This is a genomic window from Kitasatospora sp. NPDC036934 (assembly GCF_055608425.1).
In genome coordinates this window covers 573,396-592,056 of the sequence record NZ_JBVJQR010000001.1, presented here as the reverse complement: position 1 = coordinate 592,056, position 18,661 = coordinate 573,396, and the positions used below count along the sequence as shown (strand labels likewise).

At 74.2% G+C, this 18,661-nt stretch carries 21 protein-coding genes; 13 read left to right on the top strand and 8 right to left on the bottom strand.

The features are described from left to right. Nucleotides 1-41 precede the first annotated feature (41 nt). On the top strand, nucleotides 42-686 hold the full coding sequence (locus ACZ7BZ_RS02615; RefSeq protein WP_470356773.1) for an HAD-IIIA family hydrolase: 645 nt from the start codon (nucleotides 42-44) through the stop codon (nucleotides 684-686). A gap of 102 nt (nucleotides 687-788) precedes the next feature. Continuing rightward, nucleotides 789-2,930, top strand: coding sequence for a catalase (locus ACZ7BZ_RS02610; protein WP_470356772.1), 2,142 nt, complete (start codon nucleotides 789-791; stop codon nucleotides 2,928-2,930). 105 nt (nucleotides 2,931-3,035) lie between these two features. Here ACZ7BZ_RS02610 and ACZ7BZ_RS02605 read toward each other — a convergent pair whose 3' ends face one another. Beyond that, entirely contained in the window at nucleotides 3,036-3,602 is a 567-nt protein-coding gene (locus ACZ7BZ_RS02605; RefSeq protein WP_380452156.1) for a DJ-1/PfpI/YhbO family deglycase/protease, read from the bottom strand. Nucleotides 3,603-3,952: 350 nt separating this feature from the next. Here ACZ7BZ_RS02605 and ACZ7BZ_RS02600 point away from each other — a divergent pair, with 350 nt between their 5' ends. The 6 genes from ACZ7BZ_RS02600 to ACZ7BZ_RS02575 all read left to right on the top strand — a co-directional run bounded on the left by ACZ7BZ_RS02600 (nucleotide 3,953) and on the right by ACZ7BZ_RS02575 (nucleotide 9,091). Next, on the top strand, nucleotides 3,953-4,177 hold the full coding sequence (locus tag ACZ7BZ_RS02600) for a hypothetical protein (protein WP_380452159.1): 225 nt from the start codon (nucleotides 3,953-3,955) through the stop codon (nucleotides 4,175-4,177). Nucleotides 4,178-4,490: 313 nt separating this feature from the next. Continuing rightward, nucleotides 4,491-5,378, top strand: a complete 888-nt coding sequence (locus tag ACZ7BZ_RS02595; RefSeq protein ID WP_470356771.1) for a Rieske (2Fe-2S) protein — start codon at nucleotides 4,491-4,493, stop codon at nucleotides 5,376-5,378. A gap of 108 nt (nucleotides 5,379-5,486) precedes the next feature. Next, a complete protein-coding gene (locus ACZ7BZ_RS02590) occupies nucleotides 5,487-6,125 on the top strand; it encodes an endonuclease (RefSeq protein ID WP_470356770.1) in 639 nt (212 codons plus the stop codon). 53 nt (nucleotides 6,126-6,178) lie between these two features. Beyond that, nucleotides 6,179-6,577: a VOC family protein gene (locus ACZ7BZ_RS02585; RefSeq protein WP_470356769.1), complete on the top strand. Its 399-nt coding sequence runs from the start codon at nucleotides 6,179-6,181 to the stop codon at nucleotides 6,575-6,577. Between the two features lie 265 nt (nucleotides 6,578-6,842). Then, on the top strand, nucleotides 6,843-7,907 hold the full coding sequence (locus ACZ7BZ_RS02580) for an FAD-dependent oxidoreductase (protein WP_470356768.1): 1,065 nt from the start codon (nucleotides 6,843-6,845) through the stop codon (nucleotides 7,905-7,907). Nucleotides 7,908-8,137: 230 nt separating this feature from the next. Next, nucleotides 8,138-9,091 carry a TIGR03557 family F420-dependent LLM class oxidoreductase gene (locus ACZ7BZ_RS02575; protein ID WP_470356767.1) on the top strand — a complete coding sequence of 318 codons (954 nt, stop codon included), beginning with the start codon at nucleotides 8,138-8,140 and terminating at the stop codon, nucleotides 9,089-9,091. 126 nt (nucleotides 9,092-9,217) lie between these two features. Here ACZ7BZ_RS02575 and ACZ7BZ_RS02570 read toward each other — a convergent pair whose 3' ends face one another. Together ACZ7BZ_RS02570 and ACZ7BZ_RS02565 are read right to left on the bottom strand one after the other, a co-directional pair. Further along, on the bottom strand, nucleotides 9,218-10,093 hold the full coding sequence (locus ACZ7BZ_RS02570; RefSeq protein WP_470356766.1) for a SigB/SigF/SigG family RNA polymerase sigma factor: 876 nt from the start codon (nucleotides 10,091-10,093) through the stop codon (nucleotides 9,218-9,220). A 558-nt stretch (nucleotides 10,094-10,651) separates the two neighbouring features. Next, nucleotides 10,652-11,140 carry an ATP-binding protein gene (locus ACZ7BZ_RS02565; RefSeq protein ID WP_470356765.1) on the bottom strand — a complete coding sequence of 163 codons (489 nt, stop codon included), beginning with the start codon at nucleotides 11,138-11,140 and terminating at the stop codon, nucleotides 10,652-10,654. Between the two features lie 256 nt (nucleotides 11,141-11,396). Here ACZ7BZ_RS02565 and ACZ7BZ_RS02560 point away from each other — a divergent pair, with 256 nt between their 5' ends. Beyond that, nucleotides 11,397-11,954, top strand: a complete 558-nt coding sequence (locus ACZ7BZ_RS02560) for a DUF6328 family protein (RefSeq protein WP_470356764.1) — start codon at nucleotides 11,397-11,399, stop codon at nucleotides 11,952-11,954. 75 nt (nucleotides 11,955-12,029) lie between these two features. After that, the gene (locus ACZ7BZ_RS02555) at nucleotides 12,030-13,031 is read left to right on the top strand and encodes a PHP domain-containing protein (protein WP_470356808.1); all 1,002 of its coding nucleotides are present in this window, start codon (nucleotides 12,030-12,032) and stop codon (nucleotides 13,029-13,031) included. Nucleotides 13,032-13,153: 122 nt separating this feature from the next. Here ACZ7BZ_RS02555 and ACZ7BZ_RS02550 read toward each other — a convergent pair whose 3' ends face one another. The 4 genes from ACZ7BZ_RS02550 to ACZ7BZ_RS02535 all read right to left on the bottom strand — a co-directional run bounded on the left by ACZ7BZ_RS02550 (nucleotide 13,154) and on the right by ACZ7BZ_RS02535 (nucleotide 15,477). Beyond that, on the bottom strand, nucleotides 13,154-13,732 hold the full coding sequence (locus ACZ7BZ_RS02550) for a hypothetical protein (protein WP_470356763.1): 579 nt from the start codon (nucleotides 13,730-13,732) through the stop codon (nucleotides 13,154-13,156). Then, nucleotides 13,729-14,307 (bottom strand): hypothetical protein, encoded by a 579-nt coding sequence (locus ACZ7BZ_RS02545; RefSeq protein WP_470356762.1) that lies wholly within the window; start codon nucleotides 14,305-14,307, stop codon nucleotides 13,729-13,731. The genes ACZ7BZ_RS02550 and ACZ7BZ_RS02545 overlap by 4 nt, the downstream gene beginning before the upstream one ends. Nucleotides 14,308-14,409: 102 nt before the next feature. Continuing rightward, nucleotides 14,410-14,970, bottom strand: coding sequence for a hemerythrin domain-containing protein (locus ACZ7BZ_RS02540; RefSeq protein WP_470356761.1), 561 nt, complete (start codon nucleotides 14,968-14,970; stop codon nucleotides 14,410-14,412). A 3-nt stretch (nucleotides 14,971-14,973) separates the two neighbouring features. Beyond that, nucleotides 14,974-15,477, bottom strand: a complete 504-nt coding sequence (locus ACZ7BZ_RS02535; RefSeq protein ID WP_470356760.1) for a hemerythrin domain-containing protein — start codon at nucleotides 15,475-15,477, stop codon at nucleotides 14,974-14,976. Nucleotides 15,478-15,723: 246 nt separating this feature from the next. On the opposite strand from ACZ7BZ_RS02535, the gene ACZ7BZ_RS02530 reads away from it, so the two are divergent. The 3 genes from ACZ7BZ_RS02530 to ACZ7BZ_RS02520 all read left to right on the top strand — a co-directional run bounded on the left by ACZ7BZ_RS02530 (nucleotide 15,724) and on the right by ACZ7BZ_RS02520 (nucleotide 17,007). Then, on the top strand, nucleotides 15,724-16,464 hold the full coding sequence (locus ACZ7BZ_RS02530) for a rhomboid family intramembrane serine protease (RefSeq protein WP_470356759.1): 741 nt from the start codon (nucleotides 15,724-15,726) through the stop codon (nucleotides 16,462-16,464). A 111-nt stretch (nucleotides 16,465-16,575) separates the two neighbouring features. Next, on the top strand, nucleotides 16,576-16,749 hold the full coding sequence (locus tag ACZ7BZ_RS02525; protein WP_470356758.1) for a CsbD family protein: 174 nt from the start codon (nucleotides 16,576-16,578) through the stop codon (nucleotides 16,747-16,749). A 78-nt stretch (nucleotides 16,750-16,827) separates the two neighbouring features. Then, nucleotides 16,828-17,007: a hypothetical protein gene (locus tag ACZ7BZ_RS02520; RefSeq protein WP_470356757.1), complete on the top strand. Its 180-nt coding sequence runs from the start codon at nucleotides 16,828-16,830 to the stop codon at nucleotides 17,005-17,007. 77 nt (nucleotides 17,008-17,084) lie between these two features. On the opposite strand, the gene ACZ7BZ_RS02515 is transcribed toward ACZ7BZ_RS02520, so the two are convergent. Beyond that, entirely contained in the window at nucleotides 17,085-18,638 is a 1,554-nt protein-coding gene (locus ACZ7BZ_RS02515; protein ID WP_470356756.1) for an aspartate aminotransferase family protein, read from the bottom strand. Nucleotides 18,639-18,661: the final 23 nt, after the last annotated feature.

The window sequence follows — 18,661 nt, the reverse complement described above, 5'->3', positions numbered from 1 at the left end:
GGCGCCGTTTGCCTCCCGCGACGGCGGCAACCCGCAGGAGTATGGCCTACCTAGGAGAACCCGTACCGACCGTCCCCCAGCCCCGCCCGCGGAGCGAGCACCGGGACCGGTCCCGGCCCTGGCTGACCGTCCGCACCGGCGGTGCGAGGACGGACGAACCCTCGGGCGCGGTGCTGTTCGGCCGCGACGGCACGCTCCTCCAGAACGTCTCCCCCAACGGCGATCCCGCCATGGTCCACCCGGCGGCGGGCGTCCGGGCCGCCGTCGCCGCGCTGCGCGGGGCGGGCCTCGCGCTCGGTGTGCTGAGCAACCAGCGCGGCGTGGCCCGGGGGCTCTTCGGGCGCGGGCAGGTCGAGGCGGTCCAAGCCCGGGCCGAGGTGCTGCTCGGCGCGATCGACGTGTGGGCGGTGTGCCCGCACGGGGAGCGCGACGGCTGCGCCTGCCGGATGCCCGCTCCCGGACTGGTGACCGCCGCCTGCGGGGCGTTGGGCCTGCCGCCCTCGCGCGTCACCGTGATCGGCTGCGAGGACACCGTGCTCGCCGCCGCGTTGACGGCCGGCGCCCACGCGATCAGGGTCCCCGGGGCGAGCGGGCCGGTGGCCGTCCGGTACCGGCTCTGCACCCCGACGGCCTGTCCGGCGGCCGGGAGCCCGGCCGAGGCGGCCTACCTCCTGCTGCGGCACTGACCACCGCCCGGCGCCCGCCGGCCCGGCCCCGGACTCCAGGGCCACCGAACCCTCCGACCACCGAACTCCAGGACCACCGAACTCCAGGACGGAGAAGTCGAGATGCGCACCTCCCCCGAATCCCCCGAGCCCGCCGACCGGGACGCCAAGGACGCGGCGCTGGACGCCGCCCGGGCCCCCGATCCGGACGGCCCGCTCACCACCGACCAGGGCGTCCGCGTCGACGACACCGACAACTCGCTCATCGTCGGCGACCGCGGCCCCACCCTGCTGGAGGACTTCCAACTGCGGGAGAAGCTCACCCACTTCGACCACGAGCGGATCCCCGAACGGGTCGTGCACGCGCGCGGCGCAGGTGCCTACGGCTTCTTCGAACCGTACGAGTCGCTGGCCGAGTTCACCTGCGCGGACTTCCTCCAGGAGGCCGGCCGGCGCACGCCCGTCTTCGTCCGCTTCTCCACCGTGCAGGGTCCGCGCGGCTCCGCGGACACGGTGCGCGACGTCCGCGGCTTCGCCGTCAAGTTCTACACCCGGCACGGCAACTACGACCTGGTCGGCAACAACATGCCGGTGTTCTTCATCCAGGACGCGGCCAAGTTCCCGGACTTCGTCCACGCGGTGAAGATGGAGCCCGACAACGAGATCCCCACCGGCGCCTCCGCCCACGACACCTTCTGGGACTTCTGCTCGCTCCAGCCGGAGTCCACCCACATGCTGATGTGGGTGATGTCCGACCGGGCCATCCCGCGCAGCTACCGGATGATGCAGGGCTTCGGCGTGCACACCTTCCGCCTGGTGAACGCCGACGGCCGGGGAACCTTCGTGAAGTTCCACTGGAAGCCGGTGCTCGGCGTCTTCTCCCAGGTGTGGGACGAGGCCCAGCTCACCGCCGGGCGCGACCCCGACTTCCACCGCCGGGACCTGTGGGAGGCGATCGCCGCGGGCGACTTCCCCGAGTGGGAGCTGGGCGTCCAACTGATCCCCGAGGAGGACGAGTTCGCCTACCCGTTCGACCTGCTGGACCCGACCAAGCTGGTCCCCGAGGAGCTGGTGCCGGTGCGCCCGATCGGGCGGATGGTCCTGGACCGCAACCCGCAGAACTTCTTCGCCGAGACCGAGCAGGCGGCCTTCCACACCGCCAACATCGTGCCCGGCATCGACTTCACCAACGACCCGCTGCTCCAGGGCCGCAACTTCTCCTACCTTGACACCCAGTTGATCCGCCTGGGCGGCCCCAACTTCTCCCAGCTGCCGGTCAACCGCCCGCTGGCCGAGGTCCGGGTCAACCACCGGGACGGCTACGGCCAGCAGGTGGTGCACCCCGGAACGAGCTACGCGCCGAACTCCGTCGGCGGCGGCTGCCCGTTCACCATGGGCGGCGGCCACCTCGCCGAGGGGGTGTTCGAGCACTACCAGGAACGCATCGACGGCGTCGCGATCCGGCGGCGCAGCCCCAGCTTCGCCGACCACTACGGCCAGGCCGCGCTGTTCTGGCGCAGCATGGCGGACTGGGAGCAGCGGCACATCACCGCTGCCTTCGCCTTCGAGCTGGGCAAGGTCGAGGACGAGGAGGTCCGACGGCGGATGGTCGGCAACCTGGTGCACGTCGATCCGGGCCTGGCCGCCGAGGTCGCCCGGCGGATCGGCGCGCCGGAGCCCGAGGCCACCCCTGACGACCGGGCCACGGCCTCGGCCGGGAACGACGTCGCCGGGCCCCGGACCTCTCCGGCGCTGAGCCTGGAGAACCTGCGCGGCCCGGGCATCCGCACCCGCAGGATCGCCGTGCTGGCCGGGCCCGGCGTGGCCGGCGACCAGGTCCGGGCCGCCCGCGAGCACCTGGGCCGGGCGGGCGCGGGCGTGGAGACGCTCGCCGCGCACGGCGGCCACGTGCTGGCCCAGGACGGTGAGCACCTGTCGGTGGACCGCCCGCTGCCCACCACGGCCTCGGTGCTGTACGACGCCCTGGTGGTGCCGGACGGCAGCGACCGGACGCTGCCCGCCGATCCGGACGCCGTCACCTTCCTCGCCGAGGCACTGCGGCACGGCAAGCCGGTCGCGCTCCTGGGCTCGGGCGTGGAGCTCGCCCGGGCGGCCGGGTTCACCGCGCCGGACGAGCTGGCCGGGGTGGCGGTCGGCGCGGGCGGGGCGGACAGCGCGGACGGGGCCGACGGCCGGCGGCCCGGGCCGGAGTTCTGGACGGAGTTCGCCGCTCTGGTGGCGCAGCACCGCTTCCCGTCGCGCTGACACCGCCTCCCGGGGCGACGAGCACGGCGAAGGCCCGTACGGCTTCCGTACGGGCCTTCTTCCGTTCCGGCCTTCGTGCTGGGCCCGGGAACGGCCGGGAGGCGGTCAGGCGGCGGCGTCGGCCCGGGCGCTCAGGGCGGCGTCGATGCCCCGCAGGAAGTCGTCGAGGTCCCCGGGGTTGCGGGAGGTGAGCAGCCGCCAGTCGTTGGCATCGTCGGTGACCAGCGGCTCGTCCGTCCAGGTCGCGCCCGCGTTGGCGAGGTCGGTGCGCAGCGACGGGTAGGAGGTGAGCCGCTTGCCGTAGGCCACGCCCGCCTCGGCCAGCAGCCACGGCCCGTGGCAGATTGCGGCGACGGGCCGGCCGGAGGTGGTGAAGGCGAGCACGACGGCGACCGCCTCCAGGCGGAGCCGCAGGCTGTCCGCGTTGAGGGTACCGCCGGGGATGAGCAGCAGGTCGTACCCGGCGGGGTCGATCTCGTCGAAGGTGTGGGTCGGGCGCACGCGCTCGCCCGGGTCCCGGTCGTGGACCAGGGTGCGGATGTCGTCCCGGTGCGGGGCCGCGATGTCGACCTGGACACCGTTGTCGCGCAGGTGCCGCACCGGAACGAGCAGTTCGTCCTGTTCCACGCCGTAGTTCGTCACGATCGCCAGGACCTTGGTGGGGTGGGTCATCGCTCCTCCTGGGCAGCGTCAGCGGGCCTCGGGCGCGGCCGATCCGCACCCCGGATGCCGGCGGGTACCCGGCCCCGGCCCGGCCACACCGGCACGGCCGGGCGGTTCACCGCTCGTCGTCCCGGCCCTCGCCGCCGTGGCGGGCCCGGGCGCGGGCGTCGGTGTCCATGGGCTCCTTCACCCGTGCTCACCGGGGCCTCCCCGGTGGTACGGCCGGAGTCCGTCCCGGCCGAGGGCGCGCCTGCCCGCTGTGGAGCGGCGTAACCATCCCACCGGGCCCGGCCCGGTGGCCGTCCGTGGTATCCCGGGTTTGCATGGGGTGACCGAGCCCCGAGACCCCGGAGGTCCCCGTGTACGAGATGTGGGCCGAACACGACCCGGCGGTGTCACCACCCGCAGTGGTGTGGCACGTGGTGGCGAAGGACGACGCGACGGCGTCACTGTGCGGACGGTTCCTCGAACCCGCCCAGCGGGTCGTCCCGGCGGGCGACGGCGCGGACGCGGAGGTACCGGACCGGTACTGCGACCCGTGCCTGGTGACCGTCCGTGAGGCGCTCGCGGCCGCCGGCGGCTGACCGACCGGAGGCCGCTGCGGACCGGGCCGGCGGGGTGCCGGCGGTCCAGCCGGGTGGCCCTGACCCGGGCCAGGGCCAGGGCCGCCCGCGCATCCGCCTACGCCCGCGGCCGACTCACGGACGCCGTCACCCGGGCCGGGCGCCGCATCGAGGCGCTGAAGCGGTTCCGGGCACTGGGCGACCTCCTCCCGAAACCGTTCACCGACTCCGACGACCCCGGCCGGGCCCTCATCGCCCCACGGGACGGAATGACCGGCCCCTACCGGGCCGGGGCCGAGGGTTTGACCGGGCCCGGACCGGCTAGCCGCCCGGTATGAACGCATCGGCACTGCACACCCGCCCTTGGTCCCGTCGGCTGCGCCGCGCCCTGGAGGCGCCGGCGCACTGGGACGTCCTGGACACCCCCGCCCGCCCGCTCGCCGACGCGGTCGAGGCCCTGCCGCTGGGCCCGTACCGGGACGCCCTGCACGGCGTGTGGCTGGGCCACCCGCTCCACCCGGCCCTGGTCCAGCTGCCGATCGGCTGCTGGATGTCGGCAGGCCTGCTCGACCTGGCACCCGGTCGGCGCCGCTCGGCCGACGTGCTGGTGGCGGCGGGCCTGCTGGCGGCCGGGCCGGCCGCCCTCGCCGGCTGGGTGGACTGGGCCCGGCTCGACCCACCGCGCCGGCGCACCGGGCTGGTGCACGCGCTCGCCAACTCCGGCGGCGTACTGCTGTACGGCGCCTCGCTGCTGGCCCGGGGCCGGGGACGGCGCGGGCGCGGGCGGCTGCTCGGCCTCGCCGGGCTGGCCGCCGTGTCGGGCGGCGCGGTGCTCGGCGGGCACCTGTCCTACCGGCAGGCCGCCGGACCCGACCGGGCCGCCGCGGTGCCCCGGCTGGCGCCGCCGGACTGGGTCGCGCTCGGCGCCGTCGAGGACTTCCCCGTCGGCCGTCCGGTCCGCCGCAGGGCGGGCGAGCTGGCCGTGGTGGTGGTCCGCGACGGCGAGAACTGCCATGTACTCGTGGAGCGCTGCTCCCACCTCTCCGGCCCGCTCTCCGAGGGCACCGTCGCCGACGGCTGCCTGCGCTGCCCGTGGCACGGCAGCGAGTTCCGCCTTCGCGACGGCCAGGTGGCGGGCGGACCGGCCACCGCGCCCCAGCCCGTGCTGGAGACCCGGGTGCTCTCAGGACATCTGGAGGCCCGGCTGCCCGGCGCCGGCTGACCGGCCCCCGGGCCGCGTCGACGCTGTTTCGGCCGGGCGGAGCGGGGCAGCCACGGGGCCGTGTCCGCCCCCGCCCGACGGCCCGCCGCAGAGTGAGGTGACACCGCGATGACCGTCGAAACGATCAGGGACCGGCTGCTCGCCGAGTACGGCCGGACGTACGCCGAGGAGGCCGGCATCACGCTGCGGGACAAGCCTTCGCCGCTGTACCGGCTGCTGGTCCTGACCGTCCTCTGCTCGATCCGGATCAGCGCTGGGACGGCCGCCCGGGCCGCCCGGGAGCTGTCCGCCGCCGGGTACCGCACACCGCGCGCGATGGCCGGCTCCGGCTGGCAGGAGCGGGTGGACGCGCTGGGCCGGGCCCACTACGTCCGGTACGACGAGAGCACCGCCACCGCCCTCGGCGAGGGCGCGCACCTGGTGCTCGACCGCTGGCACGGCGACCTGCGCCGCCTGCCGGAGGAGGCCGACCACGACCCCGCCGCCCTGCGGGAGCTGCTGCGGGAGGCCCCGCGGATCGGCCCGGTGGGCGCGGGCATCTTCTGCCGGGAGGTCCAGGCGGTGTGGCCGTGGCTGCGCCCGTACTTCGACGAGCGGCCGTGCCGGGCGGCCCGGGAGCTGGGGCTGCCGCACACGGCCCGCGGCCTCGGCGGACTGGTCCCGCCGGAGGAGCACGCCCGGCTGGCCGCCGCGCTCGTCCGGGTCAGCCTGTCCAAGGACGCGGCGGAGCGGCTGCGGGCCGGGTGACCGGCGGTCCCGGATGTCCGTCGACCCGGCGGGCGGCTGTGGGAGGGTGGACCATGCCCTTGAGCGATTTCCACCTGCGTGCCTCCGTGGCGGTGTCCGACATCCGGCGAGCGGTCGCGTTCTACGAGGGAAAGCTGGGCCTGCGGGCGTTGTGGGCCGGTCCCAGCGCCGCCGTCCCCGCCGGCAGCCGCGTCTACGGTTCCGGTGGTGTCCCGGCCCTGAACGTGTACCAGTCCGACACGGCCGGGAGGTCCGCGGCGACCATGGCGGTCTGGTACGTCGACGACATCGACCGGGTCGTCGGCGAACTCACCGCCGCCGGCGTCGACTTCGTGTGCTATGACGGGTTGGAGCACGACGCCGGGGGCATCACCGCCCGGGCCGGCGGTGGACGCATCGCGTGGTTCCGGGATCCGGACGGCAACACCTTCGCCGTCGAAGCCGACGTCTGAGTGCCGGAGCCGTCGACGAACTGCATCGTCATCCGGTGCGGGCGGTGCTGCGAGTCCGTGATCGCTCCGGGGCCTGACCACCGAACAGCCGCCTCCGTGAGACGCGTCAGGGCGGCGGACGTGACAGCTGTCAGTGCCGAACGGTGACGGAACGGGCTGTCGCGCGGGGGCCCGGCTCGGCGATGCTGATCACGGATCGGTCGGACACCCGTGGGCAGGAGCCCGGCGGGCGTTCGAGGGGGCGACGAGAGACGGGAACGTCAGCATGAAGGTATTGGTGGCCGGGGCCGGGATCGGCGGGCTGTGCCTGGCACAGGGGCTGGTACGGGCGGGGATCGACGTCCGGGTGTTCGAGCGGGAGGCGGCCGCGGACAGCCGGTACCAGGGGTTCCGGATCGGGCTGGACGCGCCCGGGCTCGCGGCGCTGCGCCAGTGCCTGCCGCCCCGGCTGCACGGGCTGCTGGAGGCCGTCACCGGGCCGCTCGCAGGTGAACGGCGGGTGGTGGACGAGCAGTTGACCGAACTCCGGCGGCTCGGCCGGACCGACGGGGGCACCGCCGCCGACCGGCACGTACTGCGGCAGCTGCTGCTCGCCGGGCTGGCGGACCGGGTGGAGTTCGGCCGGGCCGTGGTCGGCTACCAGGAGCTTGCGGACGGCCGGGTGGCCGCCCGGCTCGCGGACGGCGACACCGTGGAGGGCGACCTGCTGGTGGGCGCGGACGGCGTGGGCTCGGCGGTGCGCCGGCAGCTGCTGCCCGGGGCACGGGTCGTCGCCCTGCCCGGCAACTCCGTGCTCGGCCGCACCCCGATGACCGAGCGCCTCACCGCCCTCGTGCCGGGCGCGGGCACACTGGTGCAAGGGGCCGGGGTGAGCCTGCTGATCGGCCGGATGGAGTTCCGCCGGCCACCGCGGTCGGCGGCGGCCGAGCTGGCGCCGGAGGTCGAACTGCCGGACACCACCAGCTATCTGCGCTGGGTGGCGATGCTGCCCGAGCCGCTCGACGCCCCGGCCGGGCCGGCCGACTGGGCGGGGGTTCGGGACCGGCTGCTCACGCTGATCGACGACTGGCACCCCGATCTGATCGAGCTGGTCCGGCAGTCCGACACGGGCAACAGCTCCCCGCTCACGATCCGCTACGCCGAACCCGTACCCCACTGGGGCACCGGACCGGTCACGCTGCTCGGCGACGCGATCCACCCGATGCCGCCGAGCGCCGGCCAGGGCGCGAAACGGCGTTGCGCGACGCCGAGCTGCTCTGCCGCTCGCTCACCGCCGTCCACCGCGGTGAGGCCGATCCGGCGACCGCCGTCGAGGAGTACGAGCTGCTGATGCTCGACCGCGGGTTCGCCGCGGTGGCCGACGGCCTGGCCCGGCTGCCGGAGTTCACGCCCGCCCGCTGAGGCGGGCCGGCGCCCGGCGCGGCCTCCGGGCCGGGCCGGGCCGGGCCGGGCCGGGCCGGGCCGGGCCGGGCCGGGCCGGAGGCGAACGACGGCGAGGTTTCGCGGCTGCCCGCCCGGATAGCCGCTCCGGCGGAAGCGTCCCGAGGAAACGAGGCTGCCATGACCGCGTTCGGCTATTTCCTGTCCTGCGAGGAGTTCACCCCCGCCCAGCTGGTCGACCAGGCCCGACTGGCCGAACGGGCGGGCTTCACCCGGCTGGCGATCTCCGACCACTACCACCCGTGGAACGACGCCCAGGGCAACGGCCCGTTCGTCTGGGGTGTGATCGGCGCGCTCTCCGAGGCCACCCGGCTGCCGGTGACCACGCTGGTCACCTGTCCGACGATCCGGATCCACCCCGCGGTGACGGCCCAGGCGGCCGCCACCGCGGACGTGCAACTGCCCGGCGGGCTCCGGCTGGGCGTGGGCACCGGTGAGGCGCTCAACGAGCACGTCCTGGGCGACCACTGGCCGCCGTTCGACGTCCGGGCGCAGATGCTGGAGGAGGCCGTGGCGGTGATGCGCGAACTTTTCACCGGCGGTGCGGTCTCGCACCACGGCCCGCACTACACCGTGGAGAACGCCCGCCTCTACACCCCGCCGCGGGACGGCCGACTGCCGGTGTACGTCTCGGCGTTCGGGCCGAAGGCGGCCGAGGCAGCGGCGACGTACGCGGACGGCCTGGTCACCATGACCCCGGACGCCGAACTGGTCGGCCGCTACCGGGCCGCGGGCGGCGCCGGGCCGGTGGTGGGCGGGCTGAAGGTGTGCTGGTCGGAGGACCGTGACCGGGCGGTCAAGACCGTCCACCGGCTCTGGCCGAGCGAGCTGTTGCCCGGCGAGCTGGCCCAGGTGCTGCCGACACCGAGGCACTTCGAGCAGGCGACCGAGCTGGTCACCGAGGAGATGGTCGCCGACGCGGTCGTCTGCGGCGACGATCCCCAGCAGCACGCGGACCGGCTGCGGGGCTACGTCGGCGCGGGCTTCGACGAGGTGTACGTCGGCCAGATCGGCCCGGATCAGGAAGGGTTCTTCGACTTCTACCGCGATCAGATCCTGCCCCTGGTGGCGTAGGACGCCCCTCCCGCCCAGCGCGCGGAGCGAGCACGTCCTCGTCGCCGACGGCGCACACCGCACACGACGGACCCCCGTAGCAGTTGGCCCCGCTACGGGGGTCAGAAACGTCGAACGGTGGCGAAGTCACTCGGGCTCGGCCGTCTCGTCTGGCTCGTCGGCCCAGCCGGGGGCGTCGCGGTCCTCCAGCTGTTCGCGCAGCCGGGCGAGGGTGGCGGACAGCAGCCGGGAGACGTGCATCTGTGAGACACCGATCCGGGCGGCGATCTCGGACTGGGTGCAGCCGTCCCAGAAGCGGAACTTGAGCACGGTCTGCTCGCGTTCCGGCAAGCGGGCGAGCAGAGGGCGGACGGCGGTGCGGAAGTCGGCGAGTTCGATGCCGGGGTCGCAGCCGCCGAGGCGGTCCAGCATGGCACTGCCGCTCTCGTCGGTGTCCTGCTCGCGCAGGGCGTCCAGCGAGCTGGGGCGGTAGACCCGGCCCGCCACCAGGCCCTCGGTGGCCTGCTCGACGCTGAGGTGCAGGTCTTCGGCGATCTCCTGCGGTTGCGGGAGGCGGCCGAGTTCCTGCTCCAGCCGGTCCGAGCCGCGGGCGACCGTGAGGTACAGCTCCTGCATGCTGCGGGGGACCCGCACGGGCCACGAGGTGTCCCGGAAGAAACGTTTCATCTCGCCGGCGATGGTGGGGATGGCGTAGGTGACGAACTCGACTCCGCGGGTGGGGTCGTAACCGTCCACCGCCTTGATCAGACCGATCGTGCCCACCTGCAGGATGTCGTCCATGTCCTCGGCACGGTGCCGGAAGCGGGCCGCGATGAACCGCACCAGCGGCATGTTGAGCTCGATGATCGTGCCCCGGACGTAGCTGTAGGCGCTGCTCTCGCGGGCGAGGCCCGCCAGGCGCTCGAACAGCGCGTCGCTGAGCTCGCGTGCCTCGGTCTTGCCCATCGCGCGCAGTTCGGTGGTGGTGGGCCTCGGTGGCAGGTCGGGCTCGGCGACGGTCACGGACCCATCCCGGGGGGCGGTTTCCAGAGGGGTGGACACGTGTCCTCCTCGTATCGGGGCGAACGCCCGGCGACGGCCACGGACTGTCGTCCGTCGAGTCGTGGGCTCTTCCCCAGGACCACGGCCCGCTGTCGGCGCGATGGTCCCGGTGGCACCCGGTCCGGGCACCCGCGGCGGTTCGTCCGGCGAAGCAGCCGCATGAATGGTTTACCCGACATACGACATAGAATTCATGTTTCGGCTGATTTCTTGTGATTCGTCCGGGTACACGCGGTCTCGTGACGTTCCGGGACCACGAGTCCGCTCCCGAGGAAGAGAGGTGCGCCATGACCGTTCCGACGCCCCCCGGTCCGGACACCCAACCGATCCCTCACCCGAACCCCACGCCCAGGCCGGGCGAGGAGCCCGATCCGGTGCCTCCGCCCATCCCGCCGTTCCCGGCCCCCGAGCCCTTCCCCGACCCCGACCCCGCGCCGCCGCCGCAGCCGCACCCCGGGCAGCGGTGAGGGCCCCGACCCGCGCGGACCACCAACGGTCGGCCGGAGCTGACGACGCCCGTCAGCCCGGCCGGCCGCGATCGTCGCTCCGGCCGTAACGGTCGGGCGGGGCGGACACCTCGGCCCAGACCAGCTTGCCCCCGCCGTCCGGCCGCGCACCCCAGGCCCGGGCGAGCCGGTTCACCACCCGCAGCCCGTGCCCGCCCGGCCGACCGGTGTCGGCGGGCCGGCGCAGCCTCGGCCGTACCGGACTGGCGTCCACGACCTCCGCCCGCAGGCGGATGCCGTCCCAGTTCAACCGCAGCTCGCGCGGACCGCCCGGAGCGTGCAGACAGGCGTTGGTGACCAGCTCCGAGACCAGCAGCAGGACGTCCTCCGCCACGGCGCGCCGCTCCGCGTCGACGGTGGGCAGCCAGTGCCAGGACCGCAGCGCCGCCCGGCTGAACTCCCGGCTGCGCCGCACCGCGCCCTCGGTGCCCGCGAAGACGAGCCGCCTGGTCTCCCCGGCGGCCGTCGGGGAGCCCCGCGCGGAGCGGTCGGGGGGATACATCCGGGCCTCCTCACGCCTGGCCGGGAAGGTCACCTGGTTCGGCCGGAGGCCGTTCCTGCGGGGCGGCCCCGGAGAGGCCGGTGCCGCCCCGAGGTCGGTACCGATCCGGAGGACGGCACCGGCGCCGGTGACCGCGAACGGCCGCGCCGCGCCGGACCGCAGGCCCCCGAACTCCACGTGCCCCTGGTTTCATGCTCCGCGTTTGCCCGACCCGGTCAGGGCTACACGCGCTCAGGTAAGGAGGCGAAGACGAACCATGGCGACGCCGAACAGCGAAGGCGGCGGCGACCACGCCCACCGGTCCCGAACCGGACGCCGAGAGTCGCCCGAGGAACGGGCCGACCGACGCTGGCGCGACCTGCTCCAGGAGGTCCGGGTCGCCCAGACCGGCTCACAGATCCTCTTCGGGTTCCTGCTGAGCGTAGTCTTCATGCCCCGCTTCACCCAACTCGGCGCATTCGACCGGGGGCTCTACGTCACCACCGTCGTCCTCGGCGCGCTCGCCACCGGGGCGCTCACCTCCCCCGTCGCCTACCACCGGATCTTCGCCGGCCACCGCCTGAAACCCGAACTGGTCAACGCCGCGGCCCGCCTGGTGGCCACCGGCCTGGTGCTGCTGGCCCTCACCATCGGCTCGGCCCTGCTCCTGCTGCTCAGCGTGGCGACCGATCACGCCATCGCCGGCGTGATCACCGCCGCCGTCATGCTCTGGTTCACCTCCTGCTGGCTGCTGCTGCCGCTGGCCCACCTGCACCAACGCGACGGCCGCGAGGACGGGCCCCCGGACGAACCGCGCCCCGACCGGCACTCCTGACGTTCCCGACGGGCACTCCTGACGTTTCGGCCACCCGCCGCGGGCAAGACGCCCGCCATGAGGACCGTGACGGCCGTGGAACCGGAAGGGGCACTTCGGCGGATCGCCTTCCTGCTGGAATGGGAGGGCGCCTCGCCGTACCGCGTCAGGGCCTTCCACACCGCCGCCGACGCGGTCCGCGACCTGCCACCCGGCCCGGTGGACGCGGCCCGGGCCCGGCGGCTGCCGGGCGTCGGACCGGTCACGGCCGAGGTGATCGCCCAGGCCTCGGCCGGAGAGCTGCCCGGCTACCTCGCCCATCTGGAGCAGACGGCCGGAGCCGCCGCCCGGGCCGGGTGGGACCTGGTCGCCGAGGTGCGCGGCGACTGCCACCTGCACTCCGACTGGTCCGACGGCGGCCACCCGATCGACGAGATGGCCGACGCCGCCCGCGCCCTCGGGCACCGCTGGGCCGTCCTCACTGACCACTCGCCCCGGCTGACCATCGCCCACGGCCTCAGCCCCGAGCGGCTGAGGCACCAGCTCGACGTCGTGGCGGCCCACAATGCCGGCCACGACTCCTTCCGGCTGCTCACCGGGATCGAGTGCGACATCCTGGAGGACGGCTCGCTCGACCAGGAACCCGAACTCCTCGGCCGGCTCGACCTGGTGGTGGCCTCTGTGCACTCCAAGCTGCGCGCCGAAGCCGAGCCGATGACCGCCCGGATGTTGGCGGCGGTCCGCAACCCGCGCACCGACGTCCTGGGGCACTGCACCGGACGGATCGTCACCGGCCGCGGGCGGCCGCCGTCCCGATTCGACGCCGTGGCGGTGTTCGCCGCCTGCGCCGCGACCGGGACGGCGGTGGAGATCAACTGCCGTCCCGAGCGCCGCGATCCGCCCGACGAGCTGCTGCGCCTGGCCGCCGAGGCGGGCTGCCTGTTCGCCGTGGACACCGACGCCCACGCGCCGCAGCAGCTGCACTGGTACACCTCGGGATACGCCCGGGCCGCACGGCTCGGCCTCGGACCGGACCGGTTGATCACCACCTGGTCGCGCGAGCGGCTGCTGGCCTGGGCGGGAACCGGGCGGCGCTGACACCCTCCGGGCCGCCGGGTTCCGGCACCGCGCCGCCGGGTTCCGGTCCCCGGCCACAGGGTCCCCGCCCCCGACCCCGCCCGCGCGGGGACGGGCCGCGTGGATGCGGGCGGGCCTCGCCCTCAGCTGCTGAGCAGCCGGTCGAAGAAGGCCCGGTACTGCTTCAGCGCCACGCGCAGCTCCTCCGTGTCGGCCTCCCCTTCGCGGTTCCACTGGCTCTCCAGGCCGTTCTTGCGGCCCGCGAAGTACTCGGCCAGGCGGCGCATCACATCGGCGACCAGCTCGTCCGCGTCGCGGACGGCCTCGCGGGGGTCGTCGACGAAGCGCGTCTGGACCTCCAGCCACCGGGAGCGCAGCTCCTCCGCCTCACCGGACGGCAGCAGGGACTCGCGCTCCTGCCGCTCGCCGTCGGCGGACATCTCGCCCTCCACGGCCCGACCGGTGCCACCGCCCGTGGCCGTCGTTCCTTCGTCATCCGTCGCGGCCGACTCCGTTCCTGTCGGCTGCGTTGCTCCTGCCTCCGTTCCTGCCGGCTCCGTTCCTCCGGCCGTGTCGTCCGTGCCCTGCTCCGCCTCCGTGGCGGTGGCCTCGCCGGGGTAGACGGGCCGGGCCCGGCTCTCCGGCGTCTCGTCGGCGCGCACACCCGCGAGGATGTCCTCGGTCGACGTCCGTCGCTCGTCGTCGCGGTTGGTCGGCGTCATCTCGGTCGCTCCGTTCCGCCTCGTTCCGTTCCGCCTCGTTCCGTTCCACCGTCGAGGAGCGCGTCGAACAGCGCGCGGTAGTGCACCATCGCGCCCCGCAGCTCCTCGGTGGTGGCCTCGCCGCGGCGCGCCTGGGTGTTGACGACGTGCGCGGCGCGGTAGTGCTCCAGGGTGCGGCCGTGCTCGACCGACAGGTCGCGCAGACGCTGTTCGTAGTCCTCCGTCGGGTAGCCGCGGTCCCTCATGAGTGTCGTGACCAGTCGGTCGGCGTCCTGGACCGCACTGCCCGGCCGGTCGACGAACTCCTGCTGCACCTGGATCCAGTCCTGGCTGTAGCGCTGCCTCGCCTCGGCCGGCAGCGGCTTGATGTCCAGCTCGCGGTGGCGCTGTTCGCGCTCCCGCAGATCGCGTTCGGCCGCGATCCGGCTGTCGGACCGGTCCACGGTCCGTTCGTACTCGGGGCCGAATCGTTCCCGTAGTCGGCGGCGGCGGTTGACGAACCACAGCGCCGCGACGACGAGGACCACCACGACGGCGATCGGCACGATGATCGCGACGAGTTCTCCTGTCGACATCGGGCCCTCCTTGCTTCTTCTTCGGTTCTTCTCCGGGGTGGCACGCCGCGCTGTCCGCGGGTGCGCCACCGGGGTGGTCGTCGTCTCCTCCGATCCGCGGGGTCAGCTGGGTTCGGCCCGGGAGACGTAGTCCCGCAGCCGTTCCACCAGCGGGCGCTCGGGTGGCGGGAGGCGGTCGGCGGGACGTTCGGTCGGGGGCTGGTGGCGGGGCCGGCCGGAGGAGCGTGCCTTGGCCTCGCGCGCGCGGGCGGCGAGCTCCCGCAGTTCGGCCTCGGTGGTGACGGCCCGTACGGCCGGGAAGAGTCGGGCGTCCTCGTCGCCGGCGTGCCGGGTGACCTCCTCGGTCAGTCGGGCCACCAGGCGGTCGAAGTGGGGCGAGTCGACCCCGGTCGGCCGGAGTTCCTGCAGCAGGGCCTCCACCGCGCGGTGGTCGGCGAGTTCGCGTTCCTCCACCGCCGGTCCGTCGGCCAGCCGGTCGCGGACCAGCGGGTAGAGGTGGAGTTCCTCGGCGCGGGTGTGGCGCACCAGTTGGTCGGCCACCTGGTCGGCCAGCTCCTTGCGGCGCGGGTCGCCGTGGGGCAGGCCGCTGAGTTCGCTGAAGTGGACCAGTACGGCCCGGTGGTCGGCGGTGAGCTGCTCCAACAGGTCCTCGTCGTGGTGCACGGCTCAGCCCTCCAGGGCGTCGGCGATGCGGTGCAGCACCCCGCCGCCGCTCGGGTGGCGCGGGGCGGTCTCGCGCACGGCCTGCATCCGCTCGCCGAGTTCCCGCAGTTCCTTGCGGCCGAGCGTGGCCCGTACCTTCGGGAACCAGTCCGCCTCCTCCTGCTCGATGTGCCGTTCGACGGCGTCGATCAGGACGGTGGTCTTGGCGTCGTAGCCCTCGTCGCCGGGGGACATCCGGCTCAGCTCCTCGCAGAGCAGGTCGGCGACGTGGTGCTCCTCCTTGGCCCGGTCCATCTCCTCGGCGAGCCCTTCCACCTCCTGGCGGATCCTGGGGTAGACGAGTTCGTCCTCCAGGTAGGTGTGGACGGTCAGCGACTCGATGATCCGTCCGACCGTCCCGGCCCGGGCCTGGTCGTCGCCGTCCTGGGCGAGCGCCCGGTACTCGCGGAACAGGCCGCGGACCTCCTTGTGGTCCTCCCGCAGCAGGACGATGGCATCGTTCGACATCGCTCGGTCCTCCTCTTCAACTCCCCCGCAGGCCCGGCGTGTCCCCGGCCGGGGCCGGGCCAAACGCGGGCCGCGGAGAGGATCACCCCGGAGCGGGCCGCCGACCACCGCGGAACCCGGCTCCCGCCGTGACGGTCGTCACGGCAGGTCGATGATCATTTGGGCTGGCGTCGGTGTCCGGCCGATTGCGATGATGAGCGACCTGGCGGGGTGAGGTGCCCCACGGGTGTTCGAAGGGGGGCGCCGATGTCGCCGCACGAGATCGGGTTGTACGCGAGTGCCGCGGTGGTGGTCGGGGTGGGGTTGCGGACGCTGCTGCTGGTCGGGACCGCGGACGGTGCCGGAGCCGGCGGTTCGGCGGGCGGCGGTTCGGCGGGCGGCGGCACCGGACCGGCTGAGGTGCTGGCGGTTGTCCGGGCCGCCCTGGCACGGCGGCCGTGGGTGACCGCCGCGCTGTTCGCCGTCATGGCGGTGATGGCCGTGGTCCAGTACGCGGTACCCGGCGTCGTCGAGGGTCTGATGCGCCGGCCGGACGCGCTGTCGGACGGGCAGTGGTGGCGTGCCGGGACGGCCCTGCTGGTGCAGTCCTCCGGGATCGGGCAGATCGCGTTCAACCTGGCGGCCCTGCTGGTGATCGGCGCCGTCGCGGAGTCGGTTCTCGGCTGGTGGCGGACCCTGTCCGTCTTCCTGGTCAGCGGTGTGCTGTCCCACGTGGTCAGCCTGGCCTGCTGGTCACCGCGCGGCGGTGGCGACTCCGTGGCCGTGTGCGGCCTGCTGGGGGCTCTCGCCGTCACCTGTCTGCTCCGCAAGAGCGACCTGGGGCTGCCGTTCAAGGGCGTCTGGATCGTGCTGCTCATCCCCGCGGTCGGGGTGTTCCTGTGTCTGTTGCACAACAACCACGGCGCCGGCCTGGTGGCGGGCTGCCTGCTCGGCGTGGTCCTCGCGCCCGGCACGAGGATCCCGCTGCCGCGGCCGGTCGCGGCGTAGCCCGGGCCGGTTCCCGCCGGGCCGGTGTGGAACCGCGGATCCGGGGCAGACGCGGTCCCGAGGCCGTAAGCGTCGGCCCGTTACCGGAAACCGAGTGGAGGAGTGCACCCCATGGGTACCGAGGACAAGCTGCGCAACATGGCGGAGAAGGCCAAGGGCAAGGTCAAGGAGGCCGCAGGGAAGGCCACGGGCGACCGGGTGGTCGAGGCCGAGGGCCGGGGCACACAGATGAAGAGCGACCTCAAGCAGGCCGGGGAGAAGGTCAAGGACGTGGGGAAGGACTGACGCCCGTACCCGTCGGCGAGCCCGTCCGGGCGCCAGGGGGTGCCAGGAGGTCGCCAGGCGTGCCAGGAGGTGAGGACGATGAGCACCACGGGGCAACCCGTGCCGGCGGACCCGCCTGAGCCGGTCGAGACGCCGGAGTCCCGGATGACCGGCGAGGGCGGTCCGCCACCGGAGCACGAGCAGGACAAGGGGCCGCAGGACGGCCCCGAGTTCGAGGTGACGGAACCGGCCCACGAACCGGAGTCCGGTAGCCGCTGACGCGGCGAACAGCGGTCCCGGGCGTGTCTGACGATTCCCGCCGGGCGCGCGAATTGTCAGACACGCCCCAGGAGTTGTCAGACACGCCCCAGGAGCCGCTCGCCGTCCTGGGCGCGCAGGACCTCACAGAGCGCGCGCAGGGCGGCTTCCGCCTGGTCGATCTGCGGGTCGGTGATCCGGACGGACGGCTCGATCCGCAGGGTGGTCGCCGCGCTGGCGGTCGGGAAGACCCGTAGCGCGTGGGCGTTGAGGAGGTGGCCGGCGGCGGCGTAACCGAGCACCCCGGCCCGGGAGAGTTCGCTCAGCACCGGTGACGGGGAGTCGCTCTGGTCGCGCAGTTCCAGGCCGAGCATCAATCCGCGGCCGCGCACGTCCACCACGACGTCCTTGAAGTCGTCGCGCACACCGGACAGTTGCTCCAGGATGCGTTCTCCCCGTTCGGCGGCCCGCCGGTACAGGGCGCCGCCGTCCGCCTCCAGCAGGTCGAGGGTGCGGGCGGCGATCAGGGTGGAGAAGGCGTCCTTGGCGAAGGTCGAGCTGTGCAGCAGCTCGAACTCGGGCCGGTGGCGCCGCTGGTGGACCAGCGTCACCGCGGCCTTGGCGAGGCCGCCGCCGAGGCTCTTGGCGAGCACGTAGTAGTCGCCGCGCAGCCCGATGGCCGAGCTCGCCAGGAAAGTGCCGGTACGGCCCATGCCGCTCTGCACCTCGTCCACCACGATCGGGCAGTCCGCCTCGGCGCAGATCCGCTGCACCTCGCGCGCGTACCCGACGGTGAGCGGCCGGACCCCGCCCTCGCCCTGGATCGGCTCCACCAACAGCGCGCACAGCCTGGGCAGTTGGTGCTCGACGACGTCCACGGCGCCTTCGGAGACGGCGAGGCCGAGCAGTGCCCGGCGCTCCTCGGCGACCGCCGTGGCCAGCGTCTCCGGGTCCTCGGCGGAGACGAAGCGGCAGGAGGCGGCCAGGGCCCGGAACGGCTCCCGGACGGCCGGGTTGTGGGTCAGCTGGACGCTGCCGACCAGCTTGCCGTGGAAGCCCCCCGCCAGCGCGAGCAGCACCGGCGGCTCCTCACCGCGGGCCCGGTTGGCGGCGCTGACGGCGGCGGCCAGCGCCTCGAAGTCCCCGCCGCCGGCCAGCCGTTGGGCGGCGGCGCTGAGGGGCGCGCCGTCGCGGGCGGCCCGGCGGGCCCGCTCGACGCCCTCGCCGATCCGTTCGAACAGCGCGGCCGCCTTCAGGCCGCGGTCCAGTTCGGCGTGCTTGACCGCGGCCTCCACCGCCTCGGCCCCGCTGTTGGCGAAGACGGCCAGGTAGCGGCCCGGGTCACCGGTCTCCCGGCGGAGGATGTCATTGAGCCGGCGGGCGACCGTCTCGGCGTACGGGTGCAGCGAGAACTGCGCGTGCACCGGCACCTGAGCGGCCAGCAACTCCTGTGCGAGAGCCGTCACTTCGGGGTGGTTGTGGCCGAGGATCGTCGCGCCGAAGCCGCCGACGAGGTCGAGCACGGGGATCTCGCCGCCGTCGTCGCCGCGCCGGTAGAGGGTGTCGCCCTCGGCGCGGACGTACTCGACGGCCAGGCCCAGGGTTTCCAGCTGGGCGCGGAGGAAGGGTTCGGCCAGACCGGTGGTGTTCATCGCGGTGCCTCTCTGGGGTGCCG